This is a genomic window from Paenibacillus sp. 481 (assembly GCF_021223605.1).
In the GTDB taxonomy this organism is placed as follows: domain Bacteria; phylum Bacillota; class Bacilli; order Paenibacillales; family Paenibacillaceae; genus Paenibacillus_B.
On sequence record NZ_CP075175.1, the window covers coordinates 5,434,942 to 5,447,995 of the forward strand.

The 13,054-nt window shown below is 47.4% G+C and carries 11 protein-coding genes; all 11 read right to left on the reverse strand.

All coding sequences use genetic code 11. The features are described from left to right. Positions 1-10: 10 nt before the first annotated feature. The 11 genes from KIK04_RS23300 to KIK04_RS23350 all read right to left on the reverse strand — a co-directional run bounded on the left by KIK04_RS23300 (position 11) and on the right by KIK04_RS23350 (position 12,437). Positions 11-730 (reverse strand): phage baseplate assembly protein V, encoded by a 720-nt coding sequence (locus KIK04_RS23300; RefSeq protein ID WP_232276164.1) that lies wholly within the window; start codon positions 728-730, stop codon positions 11-13. Continuing rightward, positions 727-1,824: a phage late control D family protein gene (locus KIK04_RS23305; protein ID WP_232276165.1), complete on the reverse strand. Its 1,098-nt coding sequence runs from the start codon at positions 1,822-1,824 to the stop codon at positions 727-729. Before KIK04_RS23305 ends, KIK04_RS23300 begins: the two co-directional genes overlap by 4 nt. A 4-nt stretch (positions 1,825-1,828) precedes the next feature. Then, positions 1,829-2,449, reverse strand: a complete 621-nt coding sequence (locus KIK04_RS23310) for a CIS tube protein (protein ID WP_232276166.1) — start codon at positions 2,447-2,449, stop codon at positions 1,829-1,831. Between the two features lie 31 nt (positions 2,450-2,480). Next, a complete protein-coding gene (locus tag KIK04_RS23315) occupies positions 2,481-7,457 on the reverse strand; it encodes a hypothetical protein (protein WP_232276167.1) in 4,977 nt (1,658 codons plus the stop codon). 11 nt (positions 7,458-7,468) lie between these two features. Then, positions 7,469-7,906 (reverse strand): phage tail protein, encoded by a 438-nt coding sequence (locus KIK04_RS23320; protein WP_232276168.1) that lies wholly within the window; start codon positions 7,904-7,906, stop codon positions 7,469-7,471. A gap of 10 nt (positions 7,907-7,916) precedes the next feature. Beyond that, complete coding sequence (locus KIK04_RS23325) at positions 7,917-8,105, reverse strand: DUF6760 family protein (RefSeq protein WP_332330023.1); 189 nt, start codon at positions 8,103-8,105, stop codon at positions 7,917-7,919. Next, positions 8,102-8,476 (reverse strand): zinc ribbon domain-containing protein, encoded by a 375-nt coding sequence (locus tag KIK04_RS23330; protein ID WP_332329987.1) that lies wholly within the window; start codon positions 8,474-8,476, stop codon positions 8,102-8,104. The genes KIK04_RS23325 and KIK04_RS23330 overlap by 4 nt, the downstream gene beginning before the upstream one ends. Positions 8,477-8,527: 51 nt before the next feature. Next, positions 8,528-8,959: a phage tail protein gene (locus KIK04_RS23335; RefSeq protein WP_232276170.1), complete on the reverse strand. Its 432-nt coding sequence runs from the start codon at positions 8,957-8,959 to the stop codon at positions 8,528-8,530. A gap of 41 nt (positions 8,960-9,000) precedes the next feature. Next, positions 9,001-10,890, reverse strand: coding sequence for a phage tail sheath family protein (locus KIK04_RS23340; protein WP_232276171.1), 1,890 nt, complete (start codon positions 10,888-10,890; stop codon positions 9,001-9,003). Between the two features lie 144 nt (positions 10,891-11,034). Then, on the reverse strand, positions 11,035-11,844 hold the full coding sequence (locus tag KIK04_RS23345; RefSeq protein ID WP_232276172.1) for a carboxypeptidase-like regulatory domain-containing protein: 810 nt from the start codon (positions 11,842-11,844) through the stop codon (positions 11,035-11,037). Between the two features lie 38 nt (positions 11,845-11,882). Next, complete coding sequence (locus KIK04_RS23350; protein WP_332330024.1) at positions 11,883-12,437, reverse strand: Pvc16 family protein; 555 nt, start codon at positions 12,435-12,437, stop codon at positions 11,883-11,885. Positions 12,438-13,054 lie beyond the last annotated feature (617 nt).

Consider the following 13,054-nt stretch of genomic DNA (forward strand, 5'->3'; position numbering starts at 1 on the left):
GTTTGTTAAGCTAATTAAATTTCACTAAGCTGCCTTTAATGTTAACGATGCCATCTGATTCAATATTTAAAGAGGCACTGCCCTTCAATTTCAACGCAGCTGAAGCCTCGACCGCAACTTCCAATGCTTTTATGGATACCGAATTCGTGCCGGAAATCGTAATTTCTCCTTTAGCGTTTAGGGTAAGCGTGGATGATTGGCTTTTCACTGTGATCTGCCCAGAAGATCCACCTTGAATCTGGATACTGTTCGTTCCGTTGGCATCCGCAATTTTAATCGTTTCTGCCTGATCGTCGCACTGAATGATTTGCCCTTTTGCCGTATTAATAATAATTTTGCCGGCTGAGGTATCGTCGTCGAACGTAATCTCATGCCCTGCTCGGGAACGGATTTTACGCAGATTATTGTCCTCATTTGCTTTAGGGGCAGGCTGCGTGCTGCTCCACAACATGCCGATCACATACGGCTGACGAATTTCCCCAAGATGAAAAGCAACGAGCACTTCGTCCCCTACTTCGGGTACAAAATAGCTTCCACGGTCACTGCCAGCCATGAGTGTGGCGATACGCGTCCAATCCGTTTCATTCTCGCTCTCACGTAGTGGAAGCTTTAGCTTCACTCTTCCTAAATTTTCGGGATCTTTATTGTTCGTCACAATCGCAACCATAACGCCGTCTACCTTGCGGTAAGAACGATCATTTCCGTAAAATGAAGGCTCAAATAAACTCACACCGCATTACCTCCTACCTTAAAGCGAATGATGTAGCCTGAACTATCGATGGTGTGAGTAACCGCTTTTAAATAGTAAGGCTGGCTCAATTTTTGGCCGACTCCTTCGAGCGTCAAATATCGGCCCGCAATCAATTCGGGTATGCCGATACATTCCCCGTTTCCAGAAATGAGCTGCATAGCCTTATGGTTCAATATCGCATCGGCCTTTTTTTGAGCTTCTTGGACGGTATCTACATTGGTATAAACGTATTCCTTATATGTTCCGAGCGCATTCATGATGTCCTTGCCCGTCTTTGAGTTTCCACCTAGCTTCGTCACCTGTGTAGAGGAGGCTTCAATTAGCTGTGTTTGGATGGGGTCCCAGCTTCGTACGACGACCTCACCGATTTGTGAAGCGATATTCATTTCCGGAGTGAAGCTTCGTAATGTTTTCCCCCATACTAACGTCATGACCGGAGTCATTTGTGTTAATGCTTTGCGAAAATACATCGTCTTGCCTACGATAAAAAAGTCATAGTTAATTTCTTTGGCCATCTGCGTTAAAAATTGAAAATCGTTGCATTCGTTCTGGGCGATTATATCAATGGCCTCTCCAGAGTCGTCGACCGACACGTCAGACACGTACTGTTTGCCGACCTCTGCTGCTACCTCGCTAAACTTTTTTTGCTCCCATGATCGGGATTTGAGTCCTCTCATCATCAGGAATGAAATATCCATTCCCCTAACCATCAGTTTCGGCAATCCCCCTTCCGACGGAAAATCGCACGTTACCGAGGTAATCAGACCGTACAAGAGCGTTTCTAGTTTATCGACGTACCCGAACTTAATCTCGATATACGTTCCAACGGCGAAATATTCGTCCAGCCATTGAAACTCTCTTTTAACGATATCAAACGCGTTATTAACGGTAAAATTGAACGAATTGGCTTCGGTCTCGACGCTTGTCTCAACTGTTATTCGGCTGACCGCCACGGTTGTCGTAATGTTCGCACCATTAATCAGAATCTGAAAAGTGGGCGCTAGGAAGTCACGATATTTTTTTTCAATGGCTTCGAATGTGTAAGCCGTTTGATTTAGCGTTAATTGTCCCATAGGTTTACTCCAATCGCGGAACGACCAGCTGCATTCCTGATGTTAGCCAACGAGGATTATCAATCCCATTCGCTTTGGCAATCTCTCGCCACATTGCTGGAGTTTCATATTCTTCGCTAGCCATTATCCACAGCTGTTCCCCCTGCTTGAGCTGGCGCAACTTCGTACGATCCGCCGATTGACGCGGAATTTGCTGTAGCTGCTCCGTTATCGATTTCACTTCACGAAACGTGACGTTCAGTGTTGCACGCACGGGGGTTCCATCGCCAAGAAACATCGTGTATTTTTGGGTTACTTTTTCCAATACACCGCTAAAGTCCATGGAGCCCCACACGAACCGACATTTGGGCGGTGCATGAAGGTCTTTGTCGATGTTCAGCAAGTTGACAATTTGCAGCGTAAAGGTGCGGACGTCAGATCCTAATTCGTACGTATCGAAAAACAAATCCATCGTTAACGTCGTCGAATCACCGCTAATAAATTGGGTGATTGGGCTAGAGAGTCCAGGAATCGTCGGCAGCGCATATTTATTGCTTGCACTGAGCGAGTACTCGTTCGGATTGAACAAGACATCGATATGAAGTTTGGGCTGGTCTACAATGATCTTTGCTTTTGTAAGCTGCACACTCGTCACCCTCTATGCTGGATTTGCTCGGTCACAAACCCCTTCTTTGCTGCTCGAATTGAACCTTTTTTTCAAATTCTCTGAACACTTGCTCGACAATCTGGTCGATGTTCACAGAAGTTGAGGCAGCAGTCTGTATTGGTATGGTTACTGGGCTTTTCTCGACCTGTATTTCATTCCGCACTGATTTTGCGGCGAGGCCTTCTGCCTGTTCTTCGTTGAACATATTGCGCTTCGGTTTATGGTACTCCATAACGGGTGCTCGATACGATGCTGGCGAAGCGGAAGGCTCTTTAGCGAGCTTGTGAACATGTTCTCCGCGCTCGAATGACTTAGTCAGCAGACGCAGCTGTATCACCGGAATGGCGGGTGTACGGTCATTGCCATTCACTTTCGCTTTCGCTTGTAGTAAAGCCTTTGCTTGGAGCGCTTCCTTCGTTGTGCGTACATCCTTCGCCTCATGGCCGATGCGGCTGAGCGGCGTGAACTGTTCCCTAGTAAGTTTACGAACAAGTCCAGTGACATGCTCGCTACTACGATGGCTGGTACGTTCATTGATGCGTGAAGCCGTACGACTGAGCGCTCGGCCATCGATACGTGGTGCGAGCGAAACTCCTCTCGTACGTTCTTCGTTACGTGAAAGCGTACGAGCGAGTGCTCGTCCAGCGATATGTGCAAGCGTAATTCCACGCACATGGTCTTCGTTACGTGGAACCTTACGGCCACCGAGTATTTGTCCATCGATACGTGCAAGCGTAATTCCACGCGTACGGTCTTCGTTACGTGGAACCGTACGGCCGCCGAGTACTTGTCCATCGATACGCGCAAGCGTATATCCACGCCCACGTTCATCGTTACGTGAAGCCTTACGGCCGCCGAGTACTTGTCCATCGATACGTGCGAGCGTAATTCCACGTGTACGGTCTTCGTTACGTGGAACCGTACGGTCGCCGAGTACTTGTCCATCGATACGTGCGCGCGTAATTCCACGCACATGGTCTTCGTTACGTGGAACCTTACGGCCACCGAGTACTTGTCCATCGATACGCGCAAGCGCATATCCACGCCCACGTTCATCGTTTCGTGAAACCGTACGGCCGAGCACTTGTTCATCGACACGAGCAAGCGTGTGTCCACGCGTTCGTCCATGTACATGAACCCCGACTCGATCACCGATACGCATGCTAATACTAGATAACATTGCAGTAGGCAACTGCGCCGAGCTTAACGTGTTCGTCAAGTTCAGCAATTTCAGCATATAGCTTACTGGCAATAAATTTACCGAACTATGCAAATCCACATCCTTCACTGTCATTCCCAATGGGCTCAGTCGACGCTTGCGCTGACCCGAAGACAGAAGTGTGCTAATCGCTAGCATTTTTTTCGAAATGACTGCGACATTGGGCATGACAGAAATATTGGACGGCAGCATTAAGCGTTCAACTCGGCCCTTAGCTACTTGTACACGCATCCATTTAAGGGTCGACGTTTGCATTTGTAAACGCCTCATATTAAGTTGGAAATAGCGAGCATTCTCACTCCTATCTAGCTGTATCAATGTTCGACTACGATTAGCTATTTCCGTCTGAGTAGACCACATTTTCGACCGAATACGCTCCGAACGCTCAATACTACTTCCACCTGTCCCTAGAAGCGTATAGAAGTAAGGACTTGTTTTAACACCATTTACTCTTTTCCACACAGAGCGTGATTCGTTTTGTAGCCTTGTTTGAACAGATGCTGATGCTGATTCCGAATTCCAATTCGATTTCCTTGCATTAGATTCGGATTCAGTTACAAATCTAGCACGATTCATAACCAGCTTCTGTTTAACTACTGTATTCATGTCGTTAAATCTACTATCGAAGCTAGCATGGGCTATACTTCCATCCTCCCAACGATGCGCCGCATCCGAACGCATCAGCTCGAAAGACTTGACCGTCAGTCGTGTATAGTTATGTATACCTGACTGTGTAGGTCCGACAGGAATCAAATGTCCATAACCATTCTGGATTCTCTCGCTGCTCCGTATGAGCCATCCTTGTTTCAGGCGAGCTAACAATGGAGCAATGGTCGGGCTGCTAATATGGATTTCCTTTTTAACAGGCGCAACCATCTTGGGTGCACTTCCCCACAGCAATCCATTAAGCATAGATTGTTTGGGAAGCAAGAATACAGACTGTCCAAATCTGTTCATGGTCAGCATTGAAACAGGGTTAGAACTATGAATTGGGCTTAAATGTTCATATTCTTGGGCTTCAGTTTGCCTCTTCACCATTTCTGCTACCCTTGCGACGAGTGGACTCAGCCTAAAAGCATGAACGCCTGCCCAATTCCTTGCTGACACACGAAAGTGCTTATGAACCGTATCAGATCTTACAAACAAACTTTTCGCACTGGCAAAAAGACGTTCAACATCGGACTCGTTTATCCGCGAGTGCAGATGCCTTGCACGGTTCATATAGGTCGGATCTGAAAAATAGGTAATGATCGTTCTTTCACTACGAGCAGCTGGACGTGCCGCATCATGATCATCCCAGACAGCCTGTTTTCGGAAAATCTCGTTTTGAAAAAGGGGTCCCGCCAGTCCCCCACGTAACCGCTCCATGAAAAAGGTTGCATGACGAAGCGAAGTTGTTGAAAAAGATGACTCCAAGCTGCGTTTTCCGAAACGTAACTGTAGCGGTCTAGCTGCAACAAGCAGATTACTGTAGGAATGCTCTACTACGCTCACCCATGCTGGTGCTTGGTTCCCTTCAATTTTCGGCCTTTGTTGCCGCATCGAATAAGAAGGTTGGTTGCGAACATCGCGCGAAAAGCCGAAAAAGCGTTTCACTTGCTCAGCAAAAGTAAAGTAGCGATCAGTAACTAACAAGTGCTCTAACAAGCGTTCGGTCAAATGCCTATTTACACGCTCTACCACACCATGAGCAGTTTCCGTTTGCATCGTACTAAAGCTCAAATTTGGTTTAAGTAGCAGCATGTTTAGATTCATGCTCGTTCTCACATTTGACCTTAAAACTGGACTGAGATTTGATCCAGCTTGCGAAAGCTGTCCATGTGTATAAAACGATTTACTGAACAACGTATGCATGACTGCGGTTGAAAACGAAAAAATACGCCCCAGCCTGTGCACGAGCTTCGACATGTTAGCGAATGTCGCAAAGTTGCTTCGCATAGCCGGAATCGGAACAGCCGTCTTTTGTCCAACTTCGCTGCGTTTGGCATGCGTTATCACGCTTCGCTGTTCCAAAAACCTTTTGCCTGAATGCGTCTGAATCTCATTTTCTACAGCCCGCTCAATCCTTAACATTGCGGCAAAACGCAACAACGAAGCTTCCATTCGCGCACTAGCTATTAGGCGTTCATGTTGTACCCATTCCGTGAGAGCTCGCTCATCGCGCACTCCTAGCCTTAGTTGGTTTCGTTCGCCTACTTGCGAAGAAATAGGGACGAAAAAGCCGCTAGTAGCTAGGAAAATGTTTAGCTCTTCACGCCTCTTCAACATATTCGACTGGAATCGACTGTCGTAAGTCAAGAAGGCTAAAGGGCTAGGGTTAGGCTTAGGGTTAGGCTTAGACAAAGCTAGCGGGGGAATAGGCCCCAACATCGAAAACGACAATGGCTTCCACAACAAGCTCGCCGCTTCCGACCGCGCAAACCTTTGATTCATGCTAACATTACGGATAGTAGACCACCGTATCGCCTCGTGCTTTAATTTCCATTTTCCAATAAATAATGAGCGATCACGCTTTATTTTGTGAGCAAATATTCCGGAAGATGATTCACTAGTATGAAAATGGGAGTTGCTAACGGACGCACGGAAAAAATCCAGCTCCTGCTTCCACCGTTGCACCAATGACCGACTACTGACAATACGACTGTCAATTCGACTGTATGCTACAGGACTCTCCCGCTGTTCCTGCTCCCCAGCCATAAACAACCGCACCCGACGGTCTAATGTCAACAAAGCATCGTTGTACTTGTACAACGCTTGCAGCGTCACCGACCACGGCTCCCGCACAAAGCCTACTCTTTCTCCCAACCGTGTATCCCGATCTAACATTCCGACTTGGCGAAGCAAATCCCCTTGCGACCCCGCTTGCTGTATTGACCTACTTGCCAACGGAACCAAAAAAGTACGCTCAAGCCCATACAAGCTTGGATTGATTTGTTGCGCATGCCACCATGCCGCAAAAGAATGCAAATCAGGTTGTCCATGTACGAGCCGTCCATTGAAGTGATCTCTAGTTGCAAACGGCCAATTTGCAAGCAATGCAAGTGAACGCGGTCTTTGTGCAAATCGACTTCGAGCAAGCAGTTGTAGTCGATTTGGTCGTAGTTGATTTGGTTGCAGGCGCTCAACGCCCATGTATACATTAAAGGGAGATCTCTCTGCTAGTTCCTTGGAAAAAAAGTGTTGTCGTCTCCCTCGTTCGATTACAGGAGTCATCTGCGCTGGAATTATTGCCTTTGTCGAGAAACTGGAAACCATGCTAGGTGTGAATGTATTCGCTCTATGCAAATGCAAACGCGGCAAGCCGAAATACATCGTAGCGCCGAAATCTGATTTCCCATTATTCCTCGCCATCGGGATCGGGAGACGCTCAGGACGAATCTGCAACAGCTTTTCCCTAGGAGAACGTTGTATCTCTCGCAGCTCTTGACTCCTTTTAAAATCTTGCAGCACTTGAACACCTTGAACCTTATGAGCTTCTTGAAGCTCTCGAACCTGTTGTCCCATTTGAGTCCATATCAAGGACGAAGCCAACTTCATCACCTGAAGGTGGACATGCTGTTGAATGCGAAATTGATTCACCGTTAGGTACGAGAAAACAGATGCCCCAGCCGGAGCTGGATTAGCAGCATCCCTGAATACGAGTGCAGGTCTCCCCCATGAATGTCCGTTAAAGAAAATGCCATATTTGCTGCTTATACTTTGGGCGAATCGCTCCGTAGGCGGTTTTCCTCGCAAAAACTTGGAAGTCTGTTTCATAATACCATTCATGGGAGGTCTCCTCACTCGCTAATGAATACCGTTTTCAGACCATTATGTACAAGCTCAAGCGTTTCGATGGCGATTTCCTTGCTATCTGATTTCAGATCCGTTCCAACCCACTTGGTCGGGTAAGCGCCTACGAAATCCCAACTACATAACGGTTGACCATCCTGCCTTTGCAGCACGATCGTGCCATTTTTCCGCTCGATCTTTCCCATAGTTACATTACAATACCATTGCCATAGGGCGTTAGACATCGTAATTCCCCGTTTTAACACGAGTACGGGACTGGTCGTTTTCTTGGGCAGACGATGTACAAAATCGTTTACCCCACCCTCGCGATACTCTTCAAATTCCGTCTCAACCTGTAGTCCACGAACTTCGGTAAATCCGATGACTCCGTTTATGCCCTGCAAGTATACGATAAAGCGAAACGTGCCACTCGGCTGGTCAAACATTTAAATCCTCCTATTTAAACACATCGAATACGTTCTCACGCTTGTCCTCGTTCAGGCTGCGATTAATACGTGAGATCTCATCGCACCATCTTTTGCGCTCCCGATGCTCCATAGACATAATGTCATCATGCGACCAATGAAAATGGTAAGCGATAAACGCCACTTCCTCATAAACTTTGTCTTTCGGGTATACGGTCAGACCACTTGGGGCTCGTCCAAAAAATCGAGCTGAACCTCATGATCATGTCCACACTTCGGACAAGATGCCTTCACGCGCGGTGACTCCGCCTTATTAATTTCCTGATAAAAATGTTGCAGAAATGCCAGATCCGCCGTGAATAAATTCTCGATCACCATCGTGTCGAGCGCTTTTATATCGCCGAGCCGTGTAATCACGCGTGCGAGCAAAATAATCGTCAAGTAACTCGGATTCGTCTGTACCCGATGATCACGTAAAGGCGCAATTTCATCAGCTGCTGTAGCTAGGCGCATCACACCTTTTTTATGCAAATTCCCGTTCTCGTCTACATAGCCTTTTGGCAATTCGAAAGCATATTCCGTTTTGAACATGATGATGTAACGCCTCCCATTGAAAATAGATGCCGCTCAATTCCTGACTTCTTACTTTTTCCGCGTCATACCTTCATGGGCAATTTCAAGCGATTCAATCGCGATATCATTACCCAATCCTTTAAAATCAGGTGCCGTATATTTGCACGGCCAAGCGTTAAGCACGGTCCACACGGCTTTTTCTGCCCCAGTCTCATCCAATGCAGTAATCGTCACCGATTTTCTCGCTATTTTCCCGTTAACGGCATCCTCCATCCACTTATACATATCCATCGAGTCGGTGACTCCCCATTTAAGCGTAATGTTTCCGTACTTGGTTAGCCCCGGAAGCTTACGCGCGGTCGTGGTCTCATTGCCTTCACGGTATTCAATCACTTCAATGGAAGCGTCGTATCCAGATACTTCACTGAATCCGGCTTGCGTAATTTGATCTACCTGTACGGTAAACCTAAAACTTCGATATGGATCTACGCGATCTGCCATGACTATATCCCCTCATTTTCCGTGTAGAAGTCGTATTCCGGTTAGCTGGCGTCGCCGCCTGTTTTTTGCGTAATTCTGAAAATAACAAACTCTGCTGGCTTAACGGGAGCTATGCCGATCACGCAAATTAACCGACCGTTATCGATGTCATCCTGTGTCATCGTATTTCGTCCGATCTGGACATAGAACGCCTCCGATGGACTTCCACCCATCAATGCGCCGCTGCGCCAAACCGTCGTTAAAAACGCATCGATCGTCAGGTTGACACGGCTCCAAAGCGTCTGGTCATTCGGCTCAAATACGACCCAGTTCGTCCCTGTCTTGATGGATTGCTCCACATAAATAAACAATCTTCTGACGTTTACGTATTTCCATAAGCCGTTGGAAGAGCATGTTCGCGCTCCCCATACTCGAATGCCTTGGCCCGTAAAGGCGCGAATCAAATTGACGCCGATCGGGTTGAGAATATCTTGTTCGCCCGTATTGTACTGGCAATCCAGACCGATACAGCCGCGAACGACTTCGTTCGCTGGAGCCTTGTACACACCACGGGACTGATCCGAGCGTGCATAAATGCCGGCCATCGAACCTGAAGGTGGAATGAAAATGTTGCGTTTTTCTAGTGGATCGTAAACTTGAAGCCAAGGATGATAGAGTGCCGCATATGAAGTGTCGAAAATATTGCGATGAGCCTGAACTTCATCGACTCGTTTTTTTGCCTGAGGAATATCTAGGATGGCAAATCTGCTGGCAAGGTTTTCGCAGTGGGCCACTAAGGCGACCTGCACCGCAGGATCAGTTACACCAGGAACGCTAATGATACTGACCTCGTCATTATCAATGAATGCTTTAATGCCCGTGCGACGTCCAGGGCCGTTGTCAGTCCCCATATAAATGTCGGATGGAAACTTAGATGGATCATCGGTTACGGTTCCGTCCGAACCACCCTCAAAAAAGATACTGTACGACGATAGCTTATTGTCGGGTGCGGACGTTTCCCCTAAAGCTGAAATCGTTTGAAAAGGGGAAACGATGCCTTGCACAGGTTCAGGTGCAACAGGTGTCGCTGGATCGTTCGTTTCTTCCTTCTCATCGGCAGCTTTGTTCGTGCCATCGTCTTCCTTCTCTTGCTCCTTTTCTTTCGGAGGAAGAACGGCTGCTTTGGGCAAAAATGCAATAATATTCGAACGTGAAATGAGTTTCTCAACATGGTTAGGTGCTAATTCGTTGAGCGAGCAATTTTCATACGTCTCCTGCTCTTGCCCAAACGTTACAGCGAGTGTAAACTCGCACGTGGTCAGCACTTTCACCGGAGGTAGCGTCTTGCCATCGTCAATGACCGCTGCGTCGCCAGCAAAATGCTGTGCAAACGTGATGACATCGTCCTGTACAGAAACGACTTGATTGTACAGTTTCGTTTTGCCGTCTGACGTAAAACCAACGATATCGCCAGCAAGAAATCCGGCAGGGCTCGCAACGCGATATTGCGTAGAATTGGAAGCGTCTCCAACAATTGCTTTGATCGTCGTCTTCGCTTTGCTCGAAGGTATAAATTCAGCACGAATCCCGTTGCCCCAAAGACCCGGATTTTTCGCGGAAAAGCTAACGTCCGCTGATTTGCTAACCGCCTTCGCTGGCTTTGCATCCGCAGCAGCGACTCTCATGACAAAGCAGCGGGAGCCCCCGTTGTTAAAAAAATGTTCGACAGCGTACGCCAGAAAGCGGTTGTTGCCATAAGGATTGGCAGGCAAATAGGAACCAAACTGCCTCTGGAAATCGGCAAAGCTTGTTAAGAACCTCGGAATACCCTCGGTGTCCCCCCTCTGTGCCATCCCAATAAAACCCGCCGTACTCGTACTGACACCTTGCATGGGTACGCCACCGCTATCAAATTCTTGCACATACACGCCTGGCGATAAATACTCGGCCATAACTGCCCGATTTCATAAGATCGTACAAATGAACAAGTGAACAGATAGGAAATGAATACATGTTCCTTTGTACTAGTCCCGAAACCAGTTCCTCCCCCCAGCTTGTAGTTAATGTATCGAAGATTGAGAGCAAATCTCAATCGACTAACCGCAGTAAATAGAGCCCAAGTAGGTCGTCTTCCCCTCTGTAACGGTAACTTGTTGACTGAAATGTTGGCCCCGATACGAGTATTCAAGCCGTAAATCAAACTGCTTCGCATTGCAGCTGCGAAATGGGAGAACGATTTCTCCCCTCTCATCACTGTGCGCTGTCACGACGGGCAATAGTAGCGTTCCCCGGTGATAGCTGTGCTGCAACGGTCTATCTAGCACAAAGCTTCTTGGCTCGTCAAGCAATTGAGCGATGCGGAATACTTCTGCTTCTCCCGCTTCTTCATGTTTCTCCTTGAATAGGAAGGCATCTCCCTCCGCTATTCTCCCTGTTAAGCCAGACAAGCGAATGGTGCAACTTCCTTCTTTCACTTCCTGTGCGAGTCGCGCTCTGGCATGCAGGTCGTCGGTGAAAAATGCCTGCATGTCGGCGCCCGCAGCAGGCTGGCCCGATGCATCCTTGATAGCTGCTCGCAGCAGTGTTGCTTGGTTGGAAAAAGGATACGCAGGGTGCGGGATTAATGCTACGCACACAACAGGCTCGATGGGATTCAACGCATTCATATCCACGCTTATCGTCTCGGGCAAATACCTTGCTGAGCGGACGGTCACGGTGTACGTTCCAGTCGGCGGCAAATCGGTAAGGACATAGAGGCCGTCTGGTTTTTTCACGGGTTGGCGGCATATCGTATCGCTAACGCTCACCTTCAGATCGGGGTCCGATGGAGGACCCGCTGTATAGGTGTCAATTAGGCGGACGACAAACGACAGGCACACAGGCTTCATTCGTTCAGACAAACGCATAGCTCGCTTAGCATGGCTTGACTTAACACCTCCGCCTGTTAATTCTCTTCCATCTGTGTATCTTGCTGTCGCACCCGCTTCATCGGATTCGATCGCGCCGAATCTAGATACACGGGCCCTACAAGATAGCTGACCGACAGCTTATAAGGAATGTGCGGAAACAAAGAAGTCATCATATCAAACGGCAGATGCTCCCGCACAATGCGAACGCTCTCATTATGCTCTGATAGCGTGCCTTGCAGCGTTGATCCGCCAATGATTCCGTTATCATACAACACTTGCATCGCGCGCCCTAGAATTCGATGTTCATCTAGCGCACGAGTACTCAGATCGGCGTTGGAATGAGCCGTCATCAAGTAGAACAGCTCTACCGCCATCGGCTGACCGGAGCCTCTTTGGACCATTCCCGCTTGTCTGTATTCCACGCTCTCCCTGATGTTGTACAGGAATAGTGACAAGCTCAGGTCGCCCTTGTCGGCGGGAGATGCCAGCCCGATTAATTCCGGTTGCGTGATTGGGTAAGGCGTCAGCTCATTTCGTAGGAGCTTGATTAGTGTCTTGCCCGTATCGGCAATGACCGTATAGTCGCCAATAAGTGCTCACCTCCTGGCAGCAATTTTTGGGATCAGTATGAATACGTCGTTATGCTGTGCATGATTATCTGACTTCTTTTTTTTGCGACACGAAACTTGATTGTATGGATTAGATAATTGTCATTTGACCGTATGTAGGTTGCCTCTATGTTGAAGTGTTGCTTGTGTTAATCGCGAGGATGCAGTGTTTTCTCTTATTGAACATAATCTAGATGAATTTAGAAGTAAGGATGGCGTACTGTTACTTAGATAAACAACTAAAGCACAGTAAACCGCTTATATTAACAGAATCATAAGGAGTTTCGCAGGTCTAGGTCAGCCTCTCCGTACTAGTAATGGCGTTCTACTTGAACGCTTCTTCCCCCTGACACTATTCCTATAGAAGTCTCCTTGTTTCGCGAAAAATGATGTCAAAATCCCATCTTGTATCAATATTCGACATCTTTCACACATTGGATATTCGACATATTCCACGTATTTCCTTCTTACTGTAGTTCAAAATAAAAGAAACAACACAATCGGAAAACTCGCAAATTTTAGTATAGGAGATAACATATAAATGCTCATTGTGAACGAATCGATAAAGAAGTCGTGTTAACGCTATTTGTTTAATTAGT

Coding starts and splice junctions, on each gene's coding strand:
- KIK04_RS23305 (WP_232276165.1), bottom strand. CDS start 1,824: ATGGGACAATTAACGCTAAATCAAACGGCTTACACATTCGAAGCCATT.
- KIK04_RS23315 (WP_232276167.1), bottom strand. CDS start 7,457: ATGAATGGTATTATGAAACAGACTTCCAAGTTTTTGCGAGGAAAACCG.
- KIK04_RS23320 (WP_232276168.1), bottom strand. CDS start 7,906: ATGTTTGACCAGCCGAGTGGCACGTTTCGCTTTATCGTATACTTGCAG.
- KIK04_RS23330 (WP_332329987.1), bottom strand. CDS start 8,476: ATGTTCAAAACGGAATATGCTTTCGAATTGCCAAAAGGCTATGTAGAC.
- KIK04_RS23335 (WP_232276170.1), bottom strand. CDS start 8,959: ATGGCAGATCGCGTAGATCCATATCGAAGTTTTAGGTTTACCGTACAG.
- KIK04_RS23340 (WP_232276171.1), bottom strand. CDS start 10,890: ATGGCCGAGTATTTATCGCCAGGCGTGTATGTGCAAGAATTTGATAGC.
- KIK04_RS23345 (WP_232276172.1), bottom strand. CDS start 11,844: ATGCGTTTGTCTGAACGAATGAAGCCTGTGTGCCTGTCGTTTGTCGTC.